We start from the raw sequence: 25,631 nt of genomic DNA, 5'->3' as shown, positions 1-25,631 counted from the left end.
CTATTTTGATGTCAGTCCGCGCCCTGTTTCAGGCGGTAGCCGATCCCCAGTTCGTTGCTGATGATCTGGGGGCGCTGCGGGTCGGCCTCCAGCTTCTGGCGCAGGCCGCGCACCAGCACACGCAGATATTCGACATGATGGGCATGTTCGTTGGGCCAGACATGGTCCATGATCTGCTTGTGGGTGATGACCCGGCCGGGGAAGCGTGCCAGCTGCTCCAGTACGCCATATTCCTTGGGCGTCAGATGCACTTCGACCCCGCCCTTCGTGACGATATGGGCGACCAGATCGATGGTCAGGTCGCCGGCCGTCACCTTGGTCGATCCGCCGTCGCGCGTCATCCGGTTGCGCAGCGCCACCCGCACGCGGGCAAGCAGTTCGTCGGTGTCGAACGGCTTGGTCAGATAATCGTCGGCGCCCAGGTCCAGCGCGGCGACCTTCTCATCGGTGGCGTCGCGCGCCGACACGATGATGAGGGTCGTGTCGCTTTCCTTCTTGATGATCGGCACCAGTTCCAGCCCGTCGCGATCGGGCAGGCCCAGGTCCAGCAGGGTGATGTCGGGCCGCTCGCTGCGCAGCTTGTCCAGTGCCTCGCGCGCACTCTGCGCCTCGATCGTGGCATAGTCTGCGCGGGCGAGAGCGGCCTGGATCAGCCGGCGGATCTGCGGTTCGTCGTCGACGATCAGCAGGCTGTGGCGCGGCTTCATGCGATGTCCTTTTCCATGATGTCGGTGAGGATGAGGGATTGGGGAATATGCAGGGTGAAACAGGCGCCGGGCGGGTCGGTAACGGTGCGCGCCGATACGGTAAGCCCCATCGCCTCGGCAAAGGCCTTGACGATGGCGAGGCCAAGGCCGGTGCCGGTCTTTGACCGGTCGGAGCCTTCCAGCCGGGTGAAGGTGTCGAACACCCGCGCTTCCATGCCGGCGGGGATGCCCGGCCCCTGATCGATCACCGACAGGCTGATGGCGTCGGGTTCGCGCAGGCTACGCACGGTCACGGGCGTGCCGGGATCGCCATAGCGGCCGGCATTGTCGAGCAGGTTGATGAGGATGTGGTGCAGCAGCACCGGGTCGACCCGGACCAGCGGGATGTCGGGCGGGATCTGCACGTCGAGCTGGCGATCGGCCAGCGCGCTGCGGCTGTCATGGGCGGCGCTGGCGACCGCATCGAACAGGTCGGTCGCCTCCGCCCGCATCGGCAGTGCGCCGGCCTCCACCCGCGCCATGTCGAGCAGATTGGCGACGAAGCGGGACAGGCGCTGGGCCTCGCCATCCAGCGTATCGATCAGCTCGGGCGAGGGATGGGTGCGCAGCTCGCGCGTGGCCGAGATGATGGTGGTGAGCGGCGTCCGCAAATCATGGCTGACCGAGGAGAGCAGGGCGGAGCGCAGCCGGTCGCGCTCGCGAATCTGCCCGGCTTCGAGCATCGCTTCCTCCAGCGCCATGCGGTCGAGCGCGATCGCGGCCTGGTCGATCAGGCTCATCAGCAGCGGGAACTGATCGGATCGGACCGGTTCGCCAGCATCCTCGCGGGCCAGACCGATCACGGCCAGCACCGCGTCCTTGGCGGTCACCGGCAGGAACAGCCAGTCCGACGCGGTGAGGGTGGAGGAGCCGCGCCCGGCCGGCTCGCCATGTTCCATCGCCCAACGTGCGGCGGCGCGCTCGATCTCGTCCAGCCGGTCCTCGGGCGGATAGGCGGCGCGCAATTGCGGCCCTTCGTCCGACGGAATCATCAGTACGGTGCGGACGTCGAACAGCCGGGCGATCTCGGCGCAGATGGCGTGGCGGATTTCCTCCAGGCTGGGCGAGGCGGTGAGTTGGCGCGAGAAGCCGGCCAGCGTCGCATTCTGCCGGGCGCTGGATTGGGCCAGCACCGACTGGGCGTGCATCCGCGCGGCAAACTGGCTGGTCACCACCGCCACCCCCAGGAAGACGAGGATCGAAATGACATTTTCCGGATTGCTGACGGTCAGCGTTCCGGTCGGCGGCAGGAAGAAGAAATTATAGGCAAGGCTGGAGGCCAGGCCGGTGGCAAGGCCGGTGCGCAGGCCATGGCTGGCTGCGGCGAACATCACCGGCACCAGATAGAGAAGGGCGATATTGCCGAGGTCGATCACCTCCAGCACCAGCCGGCCGAGCAGGGTCATGCCGATCACCGCCAGCATCGACCAGACATAGCCGATCGGGTCGCCCCAATGGCCGCTGCTGGCGGTGCGCGGGCGCGGCGCGCTTTCCTCGCCGGGCATGACATGGACGGCGACCGGGCCGATGTCGCGCACCAGCCGGTCGACCACCGACCCATGGCGCAATTCGAACCACCAGCTGCGCGCCGACTTGCCGATCACGATCTGGGTCGCGCGCGCGTCGGCGGCGAAACTGCGCAGCCCGTCGGCGACGCTGGGGGCCGGGATGGACGCGGTTTCGGCGCCCAGGCGCGAGGCAAGGGCAAGCGTATCGGCCAGACGCTGCCGGTCCTCGTCGGACAGCTGCGGCCCGCGCGGCGTTTCGATATGGATGGCGGTCCAGGGCGCGCGGAGCGCATCGGCCAGCCGCTTGGCGGAGCGGACCAGGCCGGCGGCGCTGGGCTGTTCGCTCACCGCCACGATCACCCGTTCGCCGGCGGCGAAGCTGCCCGCCAGCGCATGGGCGCGGACATAGTCGAGCATCTGGGCATCGACCGCCTGGGCGGCGCGGCGCAGCGCCAGTTCGCGCAGTGCGGTCAGGTTCGACTTGGAAAAGAAATGGTTGAGGGCGCGGCTGGCTTCCTGCGGGATATAGACCTTGCCGTCCTTCAGCCGCTCGATCAGCTCGTCGGGCGGAATGTCCACCACTTCGATCTCGGCATGTTCCAGGATCGAATCGGGCACCGTTTCCCGCACGCGGACGCGGGTGAAGGAGGCGACGACGTCGTTGAGGCTTTCGACATGCTGGATGTTGATCGTCGAATAGACGTCGATGCCGGCGGCCAGCAGTTCCTCGACATCCTGATAGCGTTTGGGGTGGCGACTGCCCGGCGCATTGCTGTGCGCCAACTCGTCGACCAGCGCCAGCTGCGGATGGCGCGCCAGGATCGCGTCGATGTCCATCTCGCCCAGGCTGTGGCCCTGATGGTCGACGGTGCGGCGGGGGATGATCTCATGGCCATGGACCAGCGCTTCGGTCTCGCGCCGGCCATGGGTCTCCACCACGCCGACGACGACATCGACGCCTGCCTCGCGCCGCTGCCGTCCTTCGGTCAGCATCTCCCATGTCTTGCCCACCCCCGGCGCGGCGCCGAGAAAGACCTTCAGGCGGCCACGGCCTTCCTGCGCAGCTGCGCGCAGGAAGGCTTCTGGATCAGGGCGATGCTGTTCGTTCACTTGGTCCGTTTAGCGTCAATTGCATCCAGCCGTCGATTGAGATCGAACAGATTGACGCGGGGTTCGCCGATGAAGCCCAGCAGGGGCTGCTCGACGCTCTTTTCCACCAGGCTGCGGACGCGCGCCGCATCGATCCCGCGCGCGGCGGCGACGCGATCGACCTGATAAAAAGCTGCCTCGGGGCTGATATGGGGGTCAAGCCCCGAGGCAGAGGTGGTCACCAGATCGGACGGAACAAAACGACCAGGTGTAGCAGCTTGAAGAGTCTCGACGTCGGTCTTGACGCGGTCGGCCAGCGCCTGGCTGGTCGGACCATAGTTGGAGCCGGAGGAGGCAAGGCCGTCATAGCCCTTGCCCGCCGCCGACGGACGGCTGTGGAAATAGATGTCCGAGGTGAAGGCCTGACCGATGATGGTCGAGCCGACGACCTTGCCCTGGTCCTCGACCAGGCTGCCATTGGCCTGGGACGGGAACACCGCCTGGCCGATGCCGGTCAGCGCCAGCGGATAGGCAATGCCCAGCAGCAGGGCGAAGAGCAGCGTCATGGTCAGGGCCGGACGCAAAGCGGATTTGAAATCGGTAAACATGACTTTGTCCTTCCTCAGGCGAGGCCGAGGCCGTTGACGGCAAGGTCGATCAGCTTGATCCCGGCAAACGGCGCGATCAGGCCACCCAGGCCATAGATTGCGAGGTTGCGGGCCAGCAGCGGACCGGCGCCGATCGGGCGATAGGTCACGCCCTTGAGCGCCAGCGGCACCAGACAGGGAATGATCAGCGCGTTGAAGATGATCGCCGACAGGATCGCGCTTTCCGGCGTGGCCAGCCCCATGACGTTGAGGATGCCAAGGCCCGGATAGAGCGCCACGAACATGGCCGGGATGATCGCGAAATATTTGGCCACGTCATTGGCGACCGAGAAGGTCGTGAGCGCGCCGCGCGTCATCAGCAGCTGCTTGCCCAGACCCACCACCTCGATCAGCTTGGTCGGATCGCTGTCCAGGTCGACCATGTTGCCGGCTTCGCGGGCAGCCTGGGTCCCGGTGTTCATGGCGACGCCGACATCGGCCTGCGCCAGGGCAGGGGCGTCGTTGGTGCCGTCGCCGCACATCGCGACCAGGCGACCGCCTTGCTGTTCCTTGCGGATCAGGGCCAGCTTGTCTTCCGGCGTTGCCTGCGCCAGGAAGTCGTCGACCCCGGCCTCGGCCGCGATGCTGGCGGCGGTCAGCGGGTTGTCGCCGGTGATCATCACAGTGCGGATGCCCATCTGGCGCAGTTCGCCGAACCGTTCCCGGATGCCGGCCTTGACGATGTCCTTGAGGAAGATCGCGCCCAGCAGCTTGCCGTCCTTGGCCACCGCCAGCGGGGTGCCGCCGGCACGGGCGATCTCGTCGGTGATGCGGCGCAGTTCGTTGGCGACCGGGGTGGAACCCAGGCCCGGATTGGCCTTCAGCACCGAATCCACCGCCCCCTTCTGGATCGTCGATCCGTCGAGGATGACGCCGGAAATCCGGGTCTGGGCGGTGAAGGGAATGATCTCCGCATTGGCGGGCAGGGCGTCTACCGACTGGTTGAAGCCTTCGCGGGCCAGCAGCACGATCGAACGGCCCTCGGGCGTCTCGTCGGCCAGGCTGGCGAGCAGCGCGGCTTGTGCGAGCTGGGCCGGGGTGGCACCGCCAACCGGACGGAATTCGGTCGCCTGGCGATCACCCACGGTGATGGTGCCGGTCTTGTCCAGCAGCAGCACGTCGATGTCGCCCGCCGCCTCGACCGCGCGGCCCGACTTGGCGAGCACATTGAAGCGCACCAGACGGTCCATGCCGGCAATGCCGATCGCCGACAGAAGGGCGGCGATGGTGGTCGGGATCAGGGTAATCAGCAGCGCCGCCAGGATCGCCACCGGAATGGCGCCGCCGGCATAGCTGGCGAAGCTGGGGATGGTGCCGACCGCGATCAGGAAGATGATGGTCAGGCCGACCAGCAACAGGGTGAGGGCGATCTCGTTCGGCGTCTTCTGCCGCTCCGCACCCTCGACCAGCGCGATCATGCGATCGAGAAAGCCTTGGCCGGGATTGACGGTGACGCGGACGCGGATCTCGTCGGAAATGACGCGGGTGCCCGCCGTCACGGCCGAACGGTCGCCGCCCGCCTCGCGGATCACCGGCGCGGATTCGCCGGTAATGGCCGCTTCGTTGACGGAGGCGACGCCGGAGACGACTTCGCCATCGGACGGGATCAGATCGCCGGTCTGGACCAGCACTACGTCGCCCAGCTTCAGCGCGCTGGCGGCGACATTTTCATAGCTTTCGCCATGGCCCTTCAGCCGCTTGGCGGTCAGGTCCGCCTTGGTCGCGCGCAGCGAGGCGGCCTGCGCCTTGCCGCGGCCTTCTGCCAGCGCCTCGGCAAAGGTGCCGAAGAGGACCGTGAGCCAGAGCCAGATCACCAGTTGCAGCTTGAAGCCGACGGCCAGGCTGTCCTGCCCGACAAGGAGCAGGACGGTCAGCAGGACCGCGACGATCGCGGTGGTGAACATCACCGGGTTGCGGATCAGTTCCTTGGGATTGAGTTTGCGGAAGGCGTCTCGACAAGCCGGGACGATCAGGTCCGCCGTGAAGAGCGATTTTTGTTCGGATTTGTCAGAGGACCGGGCCATGGCATGGGATCCTTAGAAAAGCTGGCCACGGATCATCGCGAGATGATCGGCGATGGGGCCAAGGGCGAGGCTGGGCAGGAAGGTCAGGCCGCCCACGATCAGCACGATGCCGACCAGCAGACCGGTCCACAGCGCTCCGGTGGTGGGGAAGCTGCCGGCGGTTTCGGGCGTATATTTCTTCGCGGCCAGGCTGCCCGCGATGGCCAGCATGGGAATGATGATGAAGAAGCGGCCGATCCACATCGCGACGCCCAGCATCCCGTTATAGAAGGGGCTGTTGGCCGACAGGCCGGCAAAGGCCGAGCCATTGTTGCCGACGGCGCTGGTGAAGGCGTAGAGGATCTCGCTGAAGCCATGCGGTCCCTTGTTGAGCGGACCGGCCAGGCCCGCGTCGGTGACGCTGGCGATGGCGGTGAAGCCCAGGATGATCAAAGGCAGCACGGCAATGGCGAGCACGGCCAGCTTGACTTCGCGGCTCTCGATCTTCTTGCCGACATATTCCGGCGTGCGGCCGACCATCAGGCCCGCGACGAACACGGCCAGGATGGCAAACAGCAGGAAGCCGTAGATGCCTGCGCCGACGCCGCCGATCACGACTTCGCCCAGCTGGATGTTGAACAGCGGGATCATGCCACCCAGCGCGGTGAAGCTGTCATGCATGGCGTTGACCGCGCCGCAGCTTGCCGCCGTGGTGACGACCGAGAAAAGGGCGGAAGCGGCGATGCCGAAGCGGACTTCCTTGCCCTCCATATTGCCACCGGCAACGCCCAGATTGTGGAGCACCGGGTTGCCGGCTGCTTCCTGCCAATAGGTGACGGTGACGCCGGCGAGGAAGATCACCAGCATGGCGGCGAGGATCGCCCAGCCCTGGCGCGGATTGCCGACAGCCTTGCCGAAGGTCCAGGTCAGGCCAAAGCCGATCACGAAGATCGACAGCATCTGCACCAGATTGGTGAGCGCGGTCGGATTCTCGAAGGGATGGGCGCTGTTGGCGTTGAAGAAGCCGCCGCCATTGGTGCCCAGCATCTTGATCGCTTCCTGGCTGGCGACGGGGCCGAGCGCCAGGGTCTGCTTCACGCCTTCCAGCGTGGTCACGTCGACCGACCCGGCCAGCGTCTGCGGCACGCCGCTCGCGATCAGGAACAGGGCATAGACGATGCAGATCGGCAGCAGCAGATAGAGGGTCACGCGGGTGACGTCGGCCCAGAAATTGCCGATCGTCGATGCGCTGCGCCGGGCAAAGCCACGGAACAGGGCGAAAGCGAGGGCAATGCCGGTGGCGGCCGACAGGAAATTGTGGATGGTGAGGCCTAGCATTTGGGCCAGGTTCGACATGGTCGACTCGCCCGAATAGCTTTGCCAGTTGGTGTTGGTGGTGAAGCTGACCGCCGTGTTGAAGGCGAGGTCGCTGCTGGTGCCGGCAAAGCCTTGCGGGTTGAGCGGCAGCAGCCCCTGCAGGCGCAGCACCGCATAGGTGAAGAGCAGCAGCGCGACGTTGAAGATCAGCATGTGAACCGCGTAGCGGCGCCAGCTCTGCTCAGCGTCGGGATCAATCCCCGACAGTTTGTAGAAGCCCCGCTCGACCGGGCCGAACACAGCATGGAGCGGCGTGCGGCGGCCCTCATAAAGGGCGAACAGCCACAGGCCCATCGGCTTGGTGAGCGCCAGCAAGATGCCGACAAAGGCCGCGATCAGCAGCCATCCCTGGAAGGTCATGTGCGGCCCCCCTTAAAAGCGTTCAGGCCGTGCGAGCACGGCAACGAGATAGACGAGAAGCCCGGCGGCGGTGATCGCCGCGAGCCAGAGGTCGATGGTCATGGCATCCCTCCTTCAGGCGTCGCCGCACAGCCGGACATAGCCGAGGCTAGCCGCCGTGAGCGCCAGGATGATGCCGATCCACAAGAGATCCTGCATGGGGGTAACTCCCGCATCACGCCCGCCGCGGGAGGCGGACCGGGTCGTTAGCGAGCGCCCGATTAGGCCCCTCTTCCGTTTGAATGCGAGACGCGGGCCGGGGCGGCTGCATAGTATTTGCGTATGATTTTCCGAAGGGGCCGGGACGGATAGCTTTTCTACCGCGACGGCCAGCATTGCTTGGGGGACGATTCTCTATACCATCGGTAGATAAGCCGCCCGAGTCGGCAGAGAGGACGCACATATGGCCTATCAGGATCAGGACGGACCGTTGACGCGCCTGCGCGATCGGCTGGCGCAGGCCCTTTTCAGGGAGCCTGCCGTCGTGCTGTTCGAGCGCGATGCCGATGACCGTAGCGCGCCCATGTCGCGTAGCGATCGCGAACGCCAGCCGCAGGATGCCTGCGCCTGATCGGGGAAACCCTGTGTTTCCAGGGCGAAAGTCCAACGCCTCTTCGCAGCGGCGGAACATCCGCTAGATAGATTTCCAACAGCATGGCGCGCCGATCGCGTCATCGCCTTGAAGGAGATCCAGATGGCCACCAGCCCGCGCGAAGTTACCCGTCCCGTCGATCCGCTGATCCTGGAGCGCTGGTCGCCCCGCGCCTTTGACGGCTCCGCGATCCCCCAGGCAGATATCGATACGCTGTTCGATGCCGCCCGCTGGGCGCCCTCAGCGTTCAATTACCAGCCCTGGCGCTTCCTCTATGCCCATCGCGACAGCGCCGACTGGGCGCGCTTCCTCGACCTGCTCTTTCCGTTCAATCAGGGCTGGGTGCAGCATGCCGGCGCGCTGGTCTTCGTCATTTCCGACACGCTGATGGCCGCGCCGGGATCGGAAGATTACAAGCCCTCGCACAGCCACAGCTTCGATGCGGGTGCGGCCTGGGCGACGCTGGCGCTCCAAGCGACGCGGCTTGGCTATCATACCCATGCGATGACCGGCGTCGATTTCGACAAGGCGCGCGCCGAACTGGCGGTGCCGGAGCGTTTCCGGATCGAGGCGGCGATCGCGATCGGGCGGCAGGGTGACAAGGCCAGCCTGCCCGAAGCGCTGCAGGCGCGCGAGGCGCCGAGCGGCCGGCATGAGATCGAGACATTCGCCCATCAGGGCAACTTCATCGTCTGAAAAAAAGGGCGGCGTTTTGAAACGCCGCCCTTTTCTGTATCAGGTGGTAGTCCAGCCGCCGCCCAGGGCGCGGAACAGGTCCACCTGAGCAAAGGCGACGGCGCGATTGGCGGTTGCCAGGTCCGCGTCGGCCGATGCCTGGGTGCGCAGCGCGTCGAGCACGGTCAGGAAGTCGATCTGCCCCTCGCGCTGGCGCGCCAGGCTGATCCGCGCAGCACGTGCTGCCTCGTCCCGCGCCGACTGCAGCGTCGCGCGCCGTTCCAGCGCATTGGCGTAAGTGGACAGCGCCGTCTCGGTTTCCTCCAGCGCCTGCAGCACCGTGCCGTCAAAGGCGGCGAGCGAGGCGTCGCCATCCGCCTTGGCTGCCGCGATCTTCGCGCGATTGGCTTCCTGATTGGGGAAGGCCCAGCTGATCAACGGCCCCAGCAGGAAGTTGAGCGGCCCGGCGCCAAACAGATTGCCGCCGCCGACCGCCGTGGTGCCGATCGATCCGCCCAGCGTGATGCGCGGATAGAGATCGGCGGTGGCCACGCCGACCCGCGCCGTGTCGGCCGCCAGCCGCCGTTCGGCCGCGCGCACGTCCGGCCGCCGGGCGAGCAACGCCTGGCCATCGCCGACCGGGATCGGCTGTGTCACATTCGGTGTCACGGTCGCGTTCTGGACGGATGCGGGTAGCTCCTGCGGCGTGCGTCCGGTCAGCGTCGCCAACCGGAACAGCGCGGCATTGCGATCCGCGACCAGATTGGGGATCAGCGCCTGCTGCTGTTCGCGCAGGGTCGTCACGCGGATCACGTCCAGCCGGTCGGACCGGCCGGCGTCGAAGCGGGCGCTGGTGATGTGGATCGACTTGTCGAGCAGGTCGACCGTTTCCTTCGCGACGGCAAGCCGCTGGGCCGAGGCGGTGGCGTCGACATAGGCGCGCACCGTATCGGCGACCACGGCAACGCGGACCGCATCGGCATCGGCCTCAGCCGCGCCGACATCGCCGCGCGCGGCCTCTATGCTGCGCTTCACCCGGCCGAACAGGTCGACCTCATAGGCGACGTCCAGCCCCATATCGACGGTCCAGTTTTCCCGGTCCATGCCGGGCAGGGTCTGGGCCTGCGACACCCGGCCATAGGTCGGGGAGCCGCTGATATTGGTGCTGGGCAGCCGGTCGGAGCGGGCGCCGCGCAACTGGGCGCGGGCGCGTTCCAGCCGGGCGACGGCGACGCGGATGTCGGTATTGGCCTTCAGCGCATCGCCGACCAGTCCGTCGAGCAGCGGGTCATTATAGAGCCGCCACCAATGGTCGTCGGCGGCGCTCTGGGCGACCGCCGGGCTTGCCGCCCCGATGAAGGGGGCGGCGGCTGTCGTCGGGGTGGCGGGCGCCTTGTAATCCGGCCCGGCGGCGCAGGCCGTCAGCGCACTGGCGCCGAGCAACAGGGCAATCAGGTTCCTTGTCATGGCTTTTGTCCTCATTCGGCCGGCTGCAATGCCGCAGCATCGTCAGCCTCCGGGCGCCGGCGGCGGGCGAAACGATCGCCCAGCGCGCGGCACACGACATAGAAGGTGGGGGTGAAGAGCAGGCCGAAGGCCGTCACGCCGGTCATGCCGAAGAAGACTGCCGTGCCCAGCGCCTGGCGCAGTTCCGCACCGGCCCCGCTGGCGATCACCAGCGGCACTGCCCCCAGGATGAAGGCGAAGCTGGTCATCAGGATCGGGCGCAGACGGGTTTGCGCCGCCTGAACCGCGGCCTCGACCGGGCTCAGCCCCTGTTCCTCTTCCGCCTGCTTGGCGAATTCGACCACCAGGATGGCGTTCTTCGCGGCAAGGGCGATCAGCACGACCAGACCGATCTGCGTCAGGATATTATTATCCATCCCGCGCAGGTTCACGCCCAGCATGGCCGCGAACAGGCACATTGGCACGATCAGGATGATCGACAGCGGCAAGGTCAGGCTTTCATATTGCGCCGCCAGCACCAGGAAGACGAAGAAGACCGCCATGCCGAAGACGATGCCTGCGGTGTTGCCGGCACTGATCTGCTGATAGGCAACGCCGGTCCATTCGCTGGCATAGCCGGCAGGGGCGGCGTCGGCGAGCTTCTCCATCGTGCTCAGTGACTGGCCCGACGAATAGCCCGGCGCCGTGTCGCCATCGATTTCCACCGCGGGCAGCAAATTATAGCGAACCACGCGATAGGGGCCGGTCTTGTCGCGGAAGGTGGAGACCGAACCGATCGGCACCATCTGGCCGCTGTTCGACCGGGTCTTCAGGTTGGCGATGTCGGCCACGGTGCCGCGATGTTCGGCATCGGCCTGTGCGGTCACGCGATAGGTGCGGCCGAGCAGGTTGAAGTCGTTGACGAAGGCAGAGCCGAGATAGACCTGCATCGCTTCGAACACGCGTTCTGGCGGCACGCCCAGCAGATCGGCCTTGCGGCGATCGACATCCGCGAAGATGCGCGGGGTGCCGACGTCGAACAGGGTGTAGACCTGCGCCAGGCTGGGGCTCTGATTGGCCTTGCCGATCAGTTCGCCGGCGACCTTGTTGAGTTCCGCATAGCCGCGATCCTCCCGGTCCTCCAGCATCAGGCGATAGCCACCGGCCGAGCCGATGCCCTGGATCAGCGGCGGCGGCACCAGCAGGATGCGCGCCTTGTCATAGCCCGCAACCGCCTTGTTCGCCTGATCCATGATTCCGGCATAGGTGGCGCCTTCCGCCTTGCGTTCGGCAAAGCTCTTGAACGGGAAGTAGATCGCCGCGCTGTTGGGCGCCTGCGTCTGCGACGGGCCGTGGAAGCCGGCGAACATCACCGCGCCGCGCAGGCCCTTGATCGGCAGGATCTTCGCCGCGACCTCGCGCGTCACCTTGTCGGTGCGCTCCAGCGACGCGCCCGAAGGCAGCTGGACGACGGCCAGGAAATAACCCTGGTCCTGCGCCGGGATGAAGCCGCCGGGCGTTACCCAGAACAGGGCGATGGTGGCGGCGATCAGGCCGGCATAGGTCAGCAGCATCTTCTTGGGCCGGGCGACAAGGAAGCGGGTGAGGCGCGCATAGCCCGCGCTCATCCGATCAAAGCCCTGGTTGAAGCGATCCGCCGCCTTGGCCGCGACCTGGCGCCAGCGCGGCGCATTGTCGAGGTCATGGGCTCCATGTTTGGGCTTCAGCAGCAGGGCGGCTGCAGCCGGCGACAGGGTGAGCGAAAGGATCAGCGAGATGACCGTCGCGGTCGAGATGGTGACCGCGAACTGCTGGTAGAAGGCACCGGAAATGCCGGTGATGAACAAAGTCGGCACGAACACGGCGCACAGCACCAGCACGATCGCGATCAGCGCGGTCGACACTTCGTCCATCGACACGCGCGCCGCCTGCAGCGGGCTCATGCCATTTTCGATATTGCGTTCGACATTCTCGACCACGACGATCGCGTCATCGACGACGATGCCGATCGCCAGCACCAGGCCGAACAGCGACAGGTTATTGAGCGAGTATCCGACCGCAGCCAGCATCGTTGCCGTGCCGATCAGCGAGACCGGGATCGCGATGATCGGGATGACCGCCGCGCGCCAGTTCTGCAGGAAGATGAGGATGACGATGACGACGAGGATCACCGCTTCGAACAGCGTGTGATAGACGGCGTCGATCGACTGGCTGATGAATTCGGTGGGGTTGTAGATGATGCTATATTCCAGGCCCTTGGGGAAGCGCTTGGACAGTTGCTCCATCTCCGCCTTGACCTTCTCCGCCGCGTCGAGCGCGTTGGAGCCGGGGCGCTGCATCGTCGCGATGACGACCGTCGGCTTGTTGCTGAGATAGGTGTTGGTGCCATAATCCTGCGCGCCCAGCTCGACGCGGGCGACATCGCGCACGAGCACCTGGTGGCCATCGGCGTCGGAACGGATGACGATGTCGGAAAACTGATCGGGCGTGGTCAGGCGGCCCTGCATCTCGACGCCAAGCTGGAAGGCCTCGCCCCGGTCATAGGGTGGCTGGCCGATCGAACCGGCCGATACCTGGACATTCTGTGCGCGGAGCGCCGAGACGATCTCGCCGGCAGTCAGGTCCAGCGCGGCGGCACGATCGGGATCGATCCAGATGCGCATCGCATAATCGCGCGAACCGAACAGCTGCACGTCGCCCACGCCATCCAGACGAGCCAGTCTGTCGCGTACCTGGGTCAGGGCATAGTTGGAGATATAGTCGCGATCATAAGTGCCGTCGGGCGACTGCAAATTCACGACCATCAGGAATTCGGGCGTGGTCTTGCGCGTCACGACGCCCAGCCGCTGTACCTCTTCGGGCAGGCGGGGGATGGCGACGGCGACGCGGTTCTGCACCAGCACCTGCGCGGCATCCAGGTCGGTGCCGATCTTGAAGGTGACGGTGATGACGACCTTGCCGTCGCCCGTCGACTGGCTGCTCTGATAGAGCATGTCGTCGACGCCGTTGATTTCCTGTTCGATCGGCGCGGCCACGGTCGACGCGACCGTTTCGGCCGATGCGCCGGGATATTGGGCGGACACGGTGACCGTGGGCGGCACGATGTCGGGATATTGGGACACCGGCAGGCCGACGAAGGCGAGCGCACCGACCACGGTGATGACCACCGCGATGACGGCGGCAAAGATCGGCCGGTCGATGAAGAAACGGGAGAAACGCATCGGATAGTCCTTTGCGAAAGGCGAAAGGGATACCGCGCGATCCGGCTAGGCCGGATCACGGGCTTGGGATTTCGTTTGATCGACCCCACCCGTGTGAAGGGTGGGGTCTGTGCTTACCGGGCGAAGGTGGCCTGAGCGGCGACCGGGGCAGCGCTGTCGACCGGGGTGACCGGCGCCGGGGTCGGAGTGATCCGGGCCGGCTTCACCGCAACCTTGGCACCGGGCATCGCTGCCTGGAGATTGGTCACGACTACCCGGTCCCTGGGATCGAGGCCGCTGCGGATGATGCGCAGCCCGTCGACGATCGGGCCAAGCTCGACCGGCTTCACCGCGACGCTGTCATCCTTGTCCACCACCAGCACGGTCTTGCGTGCCTGGTCGGACTGGATCGCCTCGTCCGGGACCAGCAGGGCATTGGCCTTGCCGCCATTGGCCAGGCGCATATTGCCGAACAGGCCGGGGGTCAGGAAATTGCCCGGATTGTCGAAGACTGCGCGGATGCGGATCGTGCCCGACCGGGGATCGAGCCCATTGTCGGTGAAGTCGAGCCGGCCCTTGTGGTTATAGTCCGCCTCATCCTGCAATCGCACTTCCACCGCGCCGCCATTCTCCTTGTCGCGCTGCGACTTGAGGTAGAGCGCTTCGGACGCATCGAAGTTGAAGTAGATGGGGTCGAGCTTGTTGACAGTGGTCAGCAGCGACGCGGTGCTGCCTTCGCCGCCCGAAACCAGATTGCCGATGTCGACGCGGCGATCCGACACGCGGCCGGAAATCGGCGCACGCACCTGGGTGAACTCGACGTCCAGCGCCCGGCTGCGTTCGCGCGCCTGCGCGCCAGCCAATGCGGCCTGCGCCGCCTGCAGACGCGAGCGAAGCGAGTCCACTTCGCTGGCCGACACGGCTTCGTCGCCGGTCAGCCGCTGAACGCGACCATAGTCATTCTGGGCCAGCAGCAGCGCGCTTCGGGCCGAGGCGACGCTGGCCCGCGCTTCGGCCAGAGCGGCCTGGAACGGGCGCTGATCGATGGTGAAGAGCAACTGCCCCTGACGGACGAAGTCGCCGTCACGGAAGTGGATGGCGGTCACCGCGCCCGATACGCGGGGGCGGATCTCGACCGTCTGGCTGGGGGCGAAGCGGCCGACATAGTCATCCCACTGCGTCACGCCGCGGGCGAGCGGCGCGGAAACGCCGACCGCCGCCAGCGGGGCGGCCGCGGCCTGGGCCGACGGGCGGTCGACCAGCTTCCAGCCGATGCCGAACAAGGCGATGAGCGCGACGGCGGCGATGCCGCCATGCTTGCGCGACCATCGGCTTCCTGGTGGCGCGTGAATGTCCGACGCGGTGCCGTCGGCTGTGATCTTGGTGAACTGGTTCATGGATTAGCTCCGGGGGACGCGGGCGGTGCGACCCGCGCTGATGGTGGCGAGCAGCAATTCGAGCTGCGCGGTGGAAAATCCGGCCGCGCGGAAGGCGGCGAGGGCGGAAAGCGACACGGCATAGCCCTTGTGCCAGGCCTCGACGGCCAGGCGGCGCAGCGCTTCCAGCCGTTCGCTGGCCAGGGTTGGGCTATGTTCCTCGCCCCAGATCCACTTGCGCAGACGGGCGAAAGAACCGGGGCCGCGCAGCGAGCGCAAGCCGTCGGTGCGGGCGAGGTCGACGATCTGCCATTCCTGGGCGGAAAAGCTGGTCGCCTGGGCCTCGACACTGATGGCGGGCGCGGCTGGGGCGGGGCGGGCGGCGCCGACCGCCATCTGCGGACCGGCAAGTGCCTGGGCGAAATCAAGGAAAGCCATGGCCTGTTCCTTCCTGCTGTCTGAAGCGGGCACACGTCCGCGCGCGGAAAAGCGCGGATCGCGTCCCGAAATAAGCGCCCGAAGATGCGGGCATGCGTCCTTGCGGCGCGAACGGCACAAACCGTCGCGAAGAGGGCGCAAAGATGGTGAATCAGGAGGAACCCGTTACCGGGAAACCGCCCCTTTAGGTGACGCTATCGTCGACAGCGCCGATGGTGGAATTGCTGCATGATGACCTCCCTGGGCTACACACCCAGCATCATTGTGTACCGCATGGTATATATTAACGGGAGCTGTCCCGTCAACCGTCTTTTTGTACCGGGAGGTATTTTATTTGCAGTGCGGCAATTTCAAGGGGTGGGCGCGCGCAAAAGGGAAATAAATTCCGTTATTTGCTGGGCCACATGGTGAGGGTGGTGTCGATCAGCTGTTCCAGCCGATCGCGCGGCACACCGGCACCGGCCTGCACGGCCATGCCCTGGATCACGGTCGAGAGGTAACAGGCGAGCGCCTGGGGCTCGACTCCGGCGGGCAGGTCGCCCTCTGCCTGGGCGCGTTCGAACCGGTCGAGCAGGGCGCGGTCGGACGAGGCGCGACGGGCCAATACCTCATCGCGGATACATTCGGAATGGGCGGTGCCGCCGACCGAACTGATGACGCCCATGCATCCCTGGGGATCTTTGTTGCCGGTCTGGATCGCCAGCGATCCGCGCAGCATGCGCTCGGCCACGGCCTTAGCGGTCGGTGCCTCCAGCGACGACTTCACATAACAGAGCTTGTCGCGCTCATAGAGGTCGAGCGCCTTGCGGAACAGGGCCTCCTTGTTGCCGAAACAGGCATAGAGGCTGGGCTTGGTGATGCCCATCGCTTCGGTCAGTTCCGCCAGCGACGCGCCTTCATAGCCGCGCCGCCAGAAGACCTGAAGCGCAGCCGCCAGGGCTTCCTCGGGATCGAACTCCCGCGGGCGGCCCCTGCCACTCTGTGTTGCCGTGATTTCCATACCGACCGGTATATAGGGATGATGGCCGCCGACGTCCATAGGGCGCGCGACATCATTGCTGGTCAGCTCTTATCTGATGGGGGGAAGTGTTGGATGCCCGACAAGGATTCGAACCTTGATTGACGGAGTCAGAGTCCGCTCTCTTACCATTAGAGGATCGGGCATCATCAGCAGGGCTTGCCCCGCTTGGGAGGCCGCAGATAGGCGGGGATTCAGAGTCGGTCAAGCGCTTTATGCAGCCTTTCCGCAGTTTTTTGTCGATCATTCCGATCGCCGACCGGCTGCCTTCGCCGGACAAAGAAAAGCCCGCCGGATCATCGCTGATCCGGCGGGCAATATGTCGGTCTCTCTCAAAACCGGGCTGGGAGCCACTTCCGATGTAGGAAGCGGCTCCCGTCTTTTCAAAGTCAGTCCATGTCCTGCGTGGTGAAATCATCACCCTGCACGGCACCCAGCGGATCGTCGCCGATCGCTGCTTCCGGACCCTGGGCCAGTTCGGCCGCATGTTCCTCGGCCGCGCTCTTCGGCGCGATCAGGTCGACCTGGGCCGAAGCGCGCAGCGCGGCCCGCATCGCCGCGTCACGCGACGAGGCGGCAACGCGCAGGCGGTTCATGCCGGCACCGGTGCCCGCCGGGATGAGGCGGCCGACGATGACGTTTTCCTTCAGGCCAACCAGCGTGTCCTTCTTGCCCTGGACCGCCGCTTCGGTGAGGACGCGGGTGGTTTCCTGGAAGGATGCCGCCGAGATGAACGAACGGGTCTGCAGCGAGGCCTTGGTGATGCCGAGCAGCACCGGCTTGCCGGCAGCGGGGGCGAAGCCCGGCTGCAGCTTGCTGTTGATCTCGTCCATTTCCTCGCGGTCGACCTGCTCGCCTACCAGCAGGGTGGTGTCGCCGGACTCGATGATCTCGACCTTCTGCAGCATCTGACGAACGATCGTCTCGATGTGCTTGTCGTTGATCTTCACGCCCTGCAAGCGATAGACTTCCTGGATTTCGGCGACCAGATATTCGGCCAGCGGCTCGATGCCGAGCACTTCCAGAATGTCGTGCGGATCGGGCGAACCACCGATCAGGTTGTCGCCACGCTTCACATAGTCGCCTTCCTGAACGTCGATCACCTTGCTCTTGGGGATCAGATATTCGACCGGCTCGCCGCCATCCTCGGGATTGATGGCGATCTTGCGCTTCGCCTTATAGTCCTTGAGGAACTGCACGCGGCCCGAGACCTTGGCAATGATCGCATTGTCCTTGGGCTTGCGGGCTTCGAACAGCTCGGCAACGCGCGGCAGACCACCGGTGATGTCGCGGGTCTTGGCCGCTTCACGGCTGACACGCGCCAGCACGTCACCGGCCTGAACTTCCGCACCATCGTCGACCGACAGGGTCGCACCGACCGCCAGCATATAGCGGGCGGCTTCACCGCTATTGTCGTCCATCAGGGTCAGACGCGGACGCAGATCTTCCTTCGTCCGGGCGGCACCACGATGCTCGATGACAACGCGCTGTGCGATGCCGGTGGCTTCGTCGGTCTGTTCGGTCAGCGTCTTGTTGTCGATCAGGTCGACATACTTAACGATACCCGGCTTTTCCGTGATCACCGGCATGGTGAACGGATCCCACTCGGCGAAGCGATCGCCCTTCTTCACGGCATCGCCATCTGCGAACAGGATGGTGGCGCCATAAGGCAGGCGGTGCGTTTCGCGTTCGCGACCTTCGCTGTCGATGATCGCGACTTCGCCGTTACGGGCCAGCGACAGGCGGCGACCATTCTTGTCGGTGATGGTCGGCATGTCGCGCAGCTCGATCGTGCCGTCCGACAGGGCTTCCAGGTTCGACGTTTCGTTGAAGTTCGCCGCGCCGCCGATGTGGAAGGTACGCATGGTCAGCTGCGTGCCCGGTTCACCGATGGACTGCGCCGCGATGACGCCGACGGCTTCACCGATGTTCACCGGCGTACCACGGGCGAGGTCACGGCCGTAGCACTTGCCGCAAACGCCCATCCGGCTTTCGCAGATCAGCGGGCTGCGGATCTTCACGGCCTGCGTGCCGATCGCCTCGATCTGGGTGATCATGGCTTCGTCCAGCAGGGTGCCGATCGGGATGATGACGGTGCCATCCTTGCTGTCGACGATATCCTGCGCCGTGGTACGGCCCAGAATGCGTTCGCCCAGCGAGGCGATGACCGAACCACCCTGTACGATGGCCTTCATCTCCAGCGCCTTTTCGGTGCCGCAATCGTCCTCGACGATGGTGCAGTCCTGCGACACGTCGACCAGACGGCGGGTCAGGTAACCCGAGTTCGCCGTCTTGAGCGCGGTGTCGGCCAGACCCTTACGGGCACCGTGGGTCGAGTTGAAATATTCAAGAACGGTCAGGCCTTCCTTGAAGTTCGAGATGATCGGCGTTTCGATGATCTCGCCCGACGGCTTGGCCATCAGGCCGCGCATGCCGGCCAGCTGCTTCATCTGGGCCTGCGAACCACGGGCACCCGAATGCGCCATCATGTAGATCGAGTTGATCGGCGCCAGACGGCCGGTCTTGGGATCCTTGGGCTGGGCACGGATCTCGTCCATCATGGCGTTCGCGACTTGGTCGCCGCAACGGCTCCAGGCGTCGATCACCTTGTTGTACTTTTCCTGCTGCGTGATCAGACCGTCCTGATACTGCTGCTCATAATCCGCCACCAGTGCCTTGGTCTCGTCGACCATCGTCACCTTGCTGTCGGGGATGACCATGTCGTCCTTGCCGAAGCTGATGCCGGCCTGGAAAGCGTGGCGGAAGCCCAGCGACATGATGGCGTCGGCGAACAGCACCGTGTCCTTCTGGCCGGTGTGACGATAGACCTGGTCGATGACGTCACCGATTTCCTTCTTGGTCAGAAGGCGGTTGACGACGTCGAAGGGCACCTTGTGCGACTTGGGCAGGCATTCGCCCAGCAGCATGCGACCCGGCGTGGTCTCGAAGCGCTTCATATACTGCTGACCATTTTCGTCGGTCTGCGGCACGCGGCTGATGATCTTCGAGTGCAGGGTGACCGCCTTGGCATAGAGGGCCTGATGGACCTCCTGCATGTCGGACAGCAGCATGCCTTCGCCCGGCTCGCCTTCGCGTTCCATCGACAGGTAATAGATACCCAGGACCATGTCCTGCGAGGGAACGATGATCGGCTTGCCGTTGGCGGGCGACAGGATGTTGTTGGTCGACATCATCAGCACGCGCGCTTCCAGCTGGGCTTCCAGCGAGAGCGGAACGTGGACGGCCATCTGGTCACCGTCGAAGTCGGCGTTGAAGGCCGAGCAGACGAGCGGGTGCAGCTGGATCGCCTTGCCTTCGATCAGCACGGGCTCGAACGCCTGGATGCCGAGGCGGTGGAGCGTCGGCGCGCGGTTCAGCATGACCGGGTGCTCGCGAATGACTTCGTCGAGGATGTCCCAGACTTCCTTGCGCTCCTTTTCGACCCACTTCTTGGCCTGCTTCAGGGTCATGGACAGACCCTTGGCGTCGAGGCGGGCGTAGATGAAGGGCTTGAACAGTTCGAGCGCCATCTTCTTGGGCAGGCCGCACTGATGCAGCTTGAGTTCCGGACCGGTCACGATGACCGAACGGCCCGAATAGTCGACGCGCTTGCCGAGCAGGTTCTGACGGAAGCGGCCCTGCTTGCCCTTGAGCATGTCGGACAGCGACTTGAGCGGACGCTTGTTGGCACCGGTGATGACGCGACCGCGGCGGCCGTTATCGAACAGGGCGTCGACGGCTTCCTGCAGCATGCGCTTTTCGTTGCGGACGATGATGTCCGGCGCACGCAGCTCCATCAGGCGCTTCAGGCGGTTGTTGCGGTTGATGACGCGGCGATACAGATCGTTGAGATCCGAGGTCGCGAAGCGGCCACCGTCCAGCGGCACCAGCGGGCGCAGTTCCGGCGGGATGACCGGCACGACGTCCAGGATCATCCATTCGGGGCGGTTGCCCGATTCCAGGAAGCTCTCGACGACCTTCAGGCGCTTGATGATCTTCTTGGGCTTCAGTTCCGACTTGGTGACGGCCAGTTCGTCCAGCAGCGCCTGCTTCTCGCCTTCCAGGTCGAGATCCATCAGCATCTGCTTGACGGCTTCGGCGCCGATGCCGGCCGAGAAGGCGTCCTCGCCATATTCGTCCTGCGCGTCGAGCAGTTCGTCCTCGGTCAGAAGCTGATATTTCTCCAGCGGGGTCAGGCCCGGCTCGGTGACGATATAGCTTTCGAAATAGAGGACGCGCTCAAGCTGCTTGAGCTGCATGTCGAGCAGCAGGCCGATGCGCGAGGGCAGCGACTTCAGGAACCAGATGTGGGCAACCGGCGCGGCCAGTTCGATATGGCCCATGCGCTCGCGGCGGACCTTCGACACGGTCACTTCCACGCCGCACTTTTCGCAGACGATGCCCTTATACTTCATGCGCTTGTACTTGCCGCACAGGCACTCATAGTCCTTGATCGGACCAAAGATGCGGGCGCAGAACAGGCCGTCACGCTCGGGCTTGAACGTGCGATAGTTGATGGTTTCCGGCTTCTTGATTTCGCCAAAGGACCAGCTGCGGATGCGCTCCGGGGAGGCGAGGCCAATCTGGATCTGGTCGAAGGTTTCCGGCTTCTGGATCGGATTGGCGAAGTTCGTCAGTTCGTTCATATCTCAAGTCCCTCTAGAGGGTGTAATTTTCGGGCGAAGAAGGGGAGGGGGCGCTGCCGAAGCAGCGCCCGCGCATCCCTTATTCCGCCGCAGCCGCCATGCCGTCGTCGTCAATCTCGTCCATCGCGGCGAGTTCGACGTTGAGGCCCAGCGAACGCATTTCCTTGACCAGCACGTTGAAGCTTTCGGGAATGCCGGCCTCGAACGTGTCGTCGCCCTTGACGATCGCCTCATAGACCTTGGTGCGGCCGACCACGTCGTCCGACTTCACCGTCAGCATTTCCTGCAGCGTGTAGGCGGCGCCATAGGCCTGGAGCGCCCACACTTCCATTTCACCGAAGCGCTGGCCACCGAACTGCGCCTTACCGCCCAGCGGCTGCTGGGTGACGAGCGAGTAGGGGCCGATGGAACGCGCGTGGATCTTGTCGTCGACAAGGTGATGCAGCTTCAGGACATACTTGTAGCCAACGGTCACCTTGCGGTCGAACACGTCGCCGGTACGGCCATCGAACAGCGAAACCTGGCCGGATTCGTCCAGGCCCGCCAGCTTCAGCATCGCCGACACGTCGGATTCGACGGCACCGTCGAACACCGGCGTTGCCATCGGCACGCCTGCACGGACATTCTGCGCCAGCTCGACGATCTGCTCGGGGCTGCGCGCCTCGATTTCGGCGACATAATTGTCGCCATAGATCGTCTTGAGCAGTTCCTTCACCGCCTCGGGGGGGTGGCCCGCCTCGGGGTTCGGATTGGCTTCGCGCCATGCGTCCAGAGCCTGGCCGATCTGGGCGCCCAGGCCGCGTGCGGCCCAGCCCAGATGGGTTTCGAAGATCTGACCGACGTTCATGCGCGACGGCACGCCCAGCGGGTTCAGCACGAAGTCGACGGGGGTGCCGTCTTCCAGGAAGGGCATGTCTTCGGCCGGCAGGATGCGGCTGATGATACCCTTGTTACCGTGACGGCCGGCCATCTTGTCGCCCGGCTGCAGCTTGCGCTTCACCGCGACGAACACCTTGACCATCTTCAGCACGCCCGGGGGCAGTTCGTCGCCGCGCTGCAGCTTGTCGACGCGATCCTCGAACTTCTCGACGATCAGCTTCACCGCTTCGTCATACTGCGCCTTGACGGCTTCGATGCCGGTCTGACGGACATCGTCCTCGACCGCGAACTTCCACCATTCGTGACGCTCGACTTCGCCCAGCAGAGCCTCGTCGATCACAATGCCCTTCTTGACGCCCTTGGGGGCGGCAGTGGCGGTCTGGCCGATCAGCATTTCCTGCAGACGGTTGAAGGTCGCACGGTTGAGGATGCCGCGTTCGTCTTCACGGTCCTTGGCGAGACGGTCGATTTCCTCCCGCTCGATCGCCATGGCGCGTTCGTCCTTGTCGATGCCGTGACGGTTGAACACGCGGACTTCCACGACGGTACCGGCAACGCCCGGCGGCAGACGCAGCGAGGTGTCGCGCACGTCGCTTGCCTTCTCACCGAAGATCGCGCGGAGCAGCTTTTCTTCCGGGGTCATCGGCGATTCACCCTTGGGGGTGATCTTGCCGACCAGGATGTCGCCCGGCTCCACTTCGGCGCCGATGTAGACGATGCCTGCCTCGTCGAGGTTGCGCAGCGCTTCTTCACCGACGTTCGGGATGTCGCGGGTGATGTCTTCCGGACCCAGCTTGGTGTCGCGGGCCATGACCTCGAACTCCTCGATATGGATCGAGGTGAAGACGTCATCCTTCACGATCCGCTCGGAGATCAGGATGGAGTCTTCGTAGTTGTAGCCGTTCCAGGGCATGAACGCGACGAGCACGTTGCGGCCCAGCGCCAGCTCGCCGAACTCGGTCGACGGGCCGTCGGCGATGACGTCGCCGGCCTGCACCAGTTCGCCCACCTTCACCAGCGGACGCTGGTTAATGCAGGTGTCCTGGTTGGAGCGCTGGAACTTCTGCAGCGTATAGATGTCGACGCCCGACTGGCCGGGTTCGACATCGCCGGTGGCGCGGATCACGATACGGGTCGCGTCGACCTGGTCGATGATGCCGGCGCGCTTGGCGGCGATCGCCGCGCCCGAGTCACGGGCCACGGTGCCTTCCATGCCGGTGCCGACGAACGGCGCCTCGGCGCGGACCAGCGGCACCGCCTGACGCTGCATGTTCGATCCCATGAGCGCGCGGTTGGCGTCGTCATTTTCCAGGAACGGAATGAGCGAGGCCGCGACCGACACCAGCTGCTTGGGGCTGACGTCCATCAGGGTGATGTTGTCGCGCGGCGCCATCAGGAATTCGCCGGCTTCACGGGCGGAGATCAGGTCTTCCGCCAGCGTGCCATCGGCATTGGTTTCGGCGTTGGCCTGCGCGATCGTGTGCTTGGCTTCTTCCATCGCCGACAGATAGACGACGTCGTTGGTCACCTTGCCGTCGATCACCTTGCGGTACGGGGTTTCGATGAAGCCATATTTGTTGACGCGGCTGAAGGTGGCCAGCGAGTTGATCAGACCGATGTTCGGGCCTTCGGGCGTTTCAATCGGGCAGATACGGCCATAATGGGTCGGGTGAACGTCGCGAACTTCGAAGCCGGCGCGCTCACGGGTCAGACCACCCGGCCCAAGGGCCGACACGCGGCGCTTGTGGGTGACTTCCGACAGCGGGTTGGTCTGGTCCATGAACTGCGACAGCTGCGAGCTGCCGAAGAATTCACGCACCGCGGCCACGGCGGGCTTCGCGTTGATCAGGTCGTTCGGCATCACGGTCGACACGTCGACCGAGCTCATGCGCTCCTTGACCGCACGTTCCATGCGCAGCAGGCCGACGCGATACTGGTTCTCCAGCAGTTCGCCGACCGAGCGGACGCGACGGTTGCCGAGATTGTCGATATCGTCGATCTCGCCCTTGCCGTCCTTCAGGTTCACCAGTTCCTTGACGACCGCCAGGATGTCCTCGACGCGCAGGGTGGTGACGGTGTCCTCGGCATCCAGGTCGAGGCGCATGTTCATCTTCACGCGGCCGACCGCGGACAGGTCATAGCGTTCCGGATCGAAGAACAGGCCGGCGAACAGCGCTTCGGCGGTTTCCTTCGTCGGCGGCTCGCCGGGGCGCATGACGCGATAGATGTCGCTCAGGGCCTGGTCGCGCTCTTCGGCCTTGTCGGCCTTGAGCGTATTGCGGATCCAGGGGCCGGTGGTGACATGGTCGATGTCCAGCAGTTCCAGGCGGTCGATGCCCGCCTTGTCCAGCTTTTCGAGGTTTTCAGGCGACACTTCGTCGCCGGCCTCGATGTAGATTTCGCCGGTCTTCTCGTTGATCAGGTCATAGGCGCTGTAGCGGCCATAGACTTCCTCGGTCGGGATCAGCAGGGTGGCCAGGCCATCCTTCTCCGCCTTGTTGGCAGCGCGCGGGCTGATCTTGTGGCCGGCGGCGAACACGACTTCGCCCGACTTGGCGTCGACGATGTCGAACGCGGGCTTCAGGCCGCGCCAGGCTTCGGCGGTGTAGGGGATCTGCCAGCCGCCTTCGCCACGGACGAAGGTCACCTTGTTGTAGAACTGGCCCAGGATTTCCTCGGCGGTAAGGCCGAGCGCGTACAGCAGCGCGGTGACCGGCAGCTTGCGCTTGCGGTCGATACGCACGTTAACGATGTCCTTGGCGTCGAACTCGAAGTCGAGCCACGAACCACGGTACGGAATGACGCGGGCAGCGAACAGATACTTGCCCGACGAGTGGGTCTTGCCACGGTCATGGTCGAACAGGACGCCCGGCGAACGGTGCATCTGCGACACGATGACGCGCTCGGTGCCGTTGACGATGAAGGTGCCGTTCTGCGTCATGAGCGGCATGTCGCCCATGTACACGTCCTGCTCCTTGATATCGAGGACCGAACGGGTTTCGGTGTCGGCATCGACCTCGAACACGATCAGGCGCAGGGTGACGCGCATCGGCGCCGCATAGGTGATGCCACGCTGGCGGCATTCCTCGACGTCGAACTTCGGGTCTTCCAACTCATAATGGACGAAGTCCATTTCGGCGGTGCCGGCGAAGTCGCGGATCGGGAAGACGCTGCGCAGGGTCTTTTCCAGGCCCGAGACATAGCCGATCGCGGGGTTGGAACGGAGGAACTGTTCGTAGCTCTCCCTTTGAACTTCGATCAGGTTCGGCATCTGCACCACTTCGTGGATGTCGCCGAACACCTTGCGGATGCGCTTCTTAGCGCCGGTGTTGATCGTTGGGAGAGCCTTGGTCGCCATGCGGTTCCTGCCTGTCGTCTGTTCGTCGTGTTTTTCCGCATTGCAACGGAAATTCAGTCCGGATGCTCTGGAATCCGGGGTGATTCGCACCCCATATTCCACGCAAAAAAGTGCGGGCCGGGACTGTCCGATCCGCACTGTCAGCGTCTTGTTGCCCGCCAAACTCGCCCAATTCCGCCGGTTTCGTGCGCCATGCGAACCGGACCCCGAGCGATGAGGGGGACGGACCGTCCC

15 protein-coding genes and 1 tRNA gene are annotated in these 25,631 nt (G+C 64.9%); 2 read left to right on the top strand and 14 right to left on the bottom strand.

All coding sequences use genetic code 11. The features are described from left to right. Positions 1 to 11: 11 nt before the first annotated feature. The 6 genes from HH800_RS17610 to kdpF are packed head-to-tail and all read right to left on the bottom strand — an operon-like array spanning position 12 to position 7,832. Positions 12 to 707: a response regulator transcription factor gene (locus HH800_RS17610; RefSeq protein ID WP_169861874.1), complete on the bottom strand. Its 696-nt coding sequence runs from the start codon at positions 705 to 707 to the stop codon at positions 12 to 14. Continuing rightward, positions 704 to 3,364, bottom strand: a complete 2,661-nt coding sequence (locus tag HH800_RS17605; RefSeq protein WP_169861873.1) for a sensor histidine kinase — start codon at positions 3,362 to 3,364, stop codon at positions 704 to 706. Before HH800_RS17605 ends, HH800_RS17610 begins: the two co-directional genes overlap by 4 nt. Then, positions 3,361 to 3,951, bottom strand: a complete 591-nt coding sequence (gene kdpC / locus HH800_RS17600; protein WP_169861872.1) for a potassium-transporting ATPase subunit KdpC — start codon at positions 3,949 to 3,951, stop codon at positions 3,361 to 3,363. Before kdpC ends, HH800_RS17605 begins: the two co-directional genes overlap by 4 nt. Positions 3,952 to 3,965: 14 nt before the next feature. After that, entirely contained in the window at positions 3,966 to 6,014 is a 2,049-nt protein-coding gene (kdpB, locus tag HH800_RS17595) for a potassium-transporting ATPase subunit KdpB (RefSeq protein WP_169861871.1), read from the bottom strand. A gap of 12 nt (positions 6,015 to 6,026) precedes the next feature. After that, complete coding sequence (gene kdpA / locus HH800_RS17590; protein ID WP_169861870.1) at positions 6,027 to 7,730, bottom strand: potassium-transporting ATPase subunit KdpA; 1,704 nt, start codon at positions 7,728 to 7,730, stop codon at positions 6,027 to 6,029. Positions 7,731 to 7,742: 12 nt separating this feature from the next. Then, complete coding sequence (gene kdpF, locus HH800_RS17585) at positions 7,743 to 7,832, bottom strand: K(+)-transporting ATPase subunit F (RefSeq protein WP_004208480.1); 90 nt, start codon at positions 7,830 to 7,832, stop codon at positions 7,743 to 7,745. A gap of 340 nt (positions 7,833 to 8,172) precedes the next feature. Between kdpF and HH800_RS17580 the strand changes: the two genes are divergently transcribed. Both HH800_RS17580 and HH800_RS17575 read left to right on the top strand, forming a co-directional pair. Then, positions 8,173 to 8,340 carry a hypothetical protein gene (locus HH800_RS17580; RefSeq protein WP_164488896.1) on the top strand — a complete coding sequence of 56 codons (168 nt, stop codon included), beginning with the start codon at positions 8,173 to 8,175 and terminating at the stop codon, positions 8,338 to 8,340. 123 nt (positions 8,341 to 8,463) lie between these two features. Then, positions 8,464 to 9,057, top strand: a complete 594-nt coding sequence (locus HH800_RS17575) for a nitroreductase family protein (RefSeq protein WP_037522043.1) — start codon at positions 8,464 to 8,466, stop codon at positions 9,055 to 9,057. Positions 9,058 to 9,096: 39 nt separating this feature from the next. Here the strand turns inward: HH800_RS17575 and HH800_RS17570 are convergent, their stop codons facing one another. The 8 genes from HH800_RS17570 to rpoB form a co-directional block, all read right to left on the bottom strand. Then, complete coding sequence (locus HH800_RS17570) at positions 9,097 to 10,503, bottom strand: efflux transporter outer membrane subunit (RefSeq protein ID WP_169861869.1); 1,407 nt, start codon at positions 10,501 to 10,503, stop codon at positions 9,097 to 9,099. An 11-nt stretch (positions 10,504 to 10,514) separates the two neighbouring features. Next, entirely contained in the window at positions 10,515 to 13,703 is a 3,189-nt protein-coding gene (locus tag HH800_RS17565; RefSeq protein ID WP_169861868.1) for an efflux RND transporter permease subunit, read from the bottom strand. Between the two features lie 113 nt (positions 13,704 to 13,816). Then, on the bottom strand, positions 13,817 to 15,079 hold the full coding sequence (locus tag HH800_RS17560; protein WP_169861867.1) for an efflux RND transporter periplasmic adaptor subunit: 1,263 nt from the start codon (positions 15,077 to 15,079) through the stop codon (positions 13,817 to 13,819). Between the two features lie 3 nt (positions 15,080 to 15,082). Further along, positions 15,083 to 15,496, bottom strand: a complete 414-nt coding sequence (locus HH800_RS17555; protein ID WP_169861866.1) for a hypothetical protein — start codon at positions 15,494 to 15,496, stop codon at positions 15,083 to 15,085. 388 nt (positions 15,497 to 15,884) lie between these two features. Beyond that, complete coding sequence (locus tag HH800_RS17550) at positions 15,885 to 16,535, bottom strand: TetR/AcrR family transcriptional regulator (protein WP_010338107.1); 651 nt, start codon at positions 16,533 to 16,535, stop codon at positions 15,885 to 15,887. 51 nt (positions 16,536 to 16,586) lie between these two features. After that, a tRNA-Gln gene (locus HH800_RS17545) sits at positions 16,587 to 16,660 on the bottom strand. A 243-nt stretch (positions 16,661 to 16,903) separates the two neighbouring features. Beyond that, on the bottom strand, positions 16,904 to 21,160 hold the full coding sequence (gene rpoC / locus HH800_RS17540; RefSeq protein WP_004208472.1) for a DNA-directed RNA polymerase subunit beta': 4,257 nt from the start codon (positions 21,158 to 21,160) through the stop codon (positions 16,904 to 16,906). A gap of 79 nt (positions 21,161 to 21,239) precedes the next feature. After that, positions 21,240 to 25,397 carry a DNA-directed RNA polymerase subunit beta gene (gene rpoB / locus HH800_RS17535; protein WP_169861865.1) on the bottom strand — a complete coding sequence of 1,386 codons (4,158 nt, stop codon included), beginning with the start codon at positions 25,395 to 25,397 and terminating at the stop codon, positions 21,240 to 21,242. Positions 25,398 to 25,631: the final 234 nt, after the last annotated feature.

The sequence above is a fragment of the Sphingobium yanoikuyae genome, assembly GCF_013001025.1.
GTDB lineage: Bacteria > Pseudomonadota > Alphaproteobacteria > Sphingomonadales > Sphingomonadaceae > Sphingobium > Sphingobium yanoikuyae_A.
The sequence above is the reverse complement of the archived record's forward strand: the minus strand, read 5'-3'. Positions and strand labels throughout refer to the sequence as shown.

Coding starts and splice junctions, on each gene's coding strand:
- HH800_RS17570 (WP_169861869.1), bottom strand. CDS start 10,503: ATGACAAGGAACCTGATTGCCCTGTTGCTCGGCGCCAGTGCGCTGACG.
- rpoB (WP_169861865.1), bottom strand. CDS start 25,397: ATGGCGACCAAGGCTCTCCCAACGATCAACACCGGCGCTAAGAAGCGC.
- HH800_RS17575 (WP_037522043.1), top strand. CDS start 8,464: ATGGCCACCAGCCCGCGCGAAGTTACCCGTCCCGTCGATCCGCTGATC.
- HH800_RS17550 (WP_010338107.1), bottom strand. CDS start 16,535: ATGGACGTCGGCGGCCATCATCCCTATATACCGGTCGGTATGGAAATC.
- kdpB (WP_169861871.1), bottom strand. CDS start 6,014: ATGGCCCGGTCCTCTGACAAATCCGAACAAAAATCGCTCTTCACGGCG.
- rpoC (WP_004208472.1), bottom strand. CDS start 21,160: ATGAACGAACTGACGAACTTCGCCAATCCGATCCAGAAGCCGGAAACC.
- HH800_RS17610 (WP_169861874.1), bottom strand. CDS start 707: ATGAAGCCGCGCCACAGCCTGCTGATCGTCGACGACGAACCGCAGATC.
- kdpF (WP_004208480.1), bottom strand. CDS start 7,832: ATGACCATCGACCTCTGGCTCGCGGCGATCACCGCCGCCGGGCTTCTC.
- kdpA (WP_169861870.1), bottom strand. CDS start 7,730: ATGACCTTCCAGGGATGGCTGCTGATCGCGGCCTTTGTCGGCATCTTG.
- HH800_RS17555 (WP_169861866.1), bottom strand. CDS start 15,496: ATGGCTTTCCTTGATTTCGCCCAGGCACTTGCCGGTCCGCAGATGGCG.
- HH800_RS17560 (WP_169861867.1), bottom strand. CDS start 15,079: ATGAACCAGTTCACCAAGATCACAGCCGACGGCACCGCGTCGGACATT.
- HH800_RS17565 (WP_169861868.1), bottom strand. CDS start 13,703: ATGCGTTTCTCCCGTTTCTTCATCGACCGGCCGATCTTTGCCGCCGTC.
- kdpC (WP_169861872.1), bottom strand. CDS start 3,951: ATGTTTACCGATTTCAAATCCGCTTTGCGTCCGGCCCTGACCATGACG.
- HH800_RS17580 (WP_164488896.1), top strand. CDS start 8,173: ATGGCCTATCAGGATCAGGACGGACCGTTGACGCGCCTGCGCGATCGG.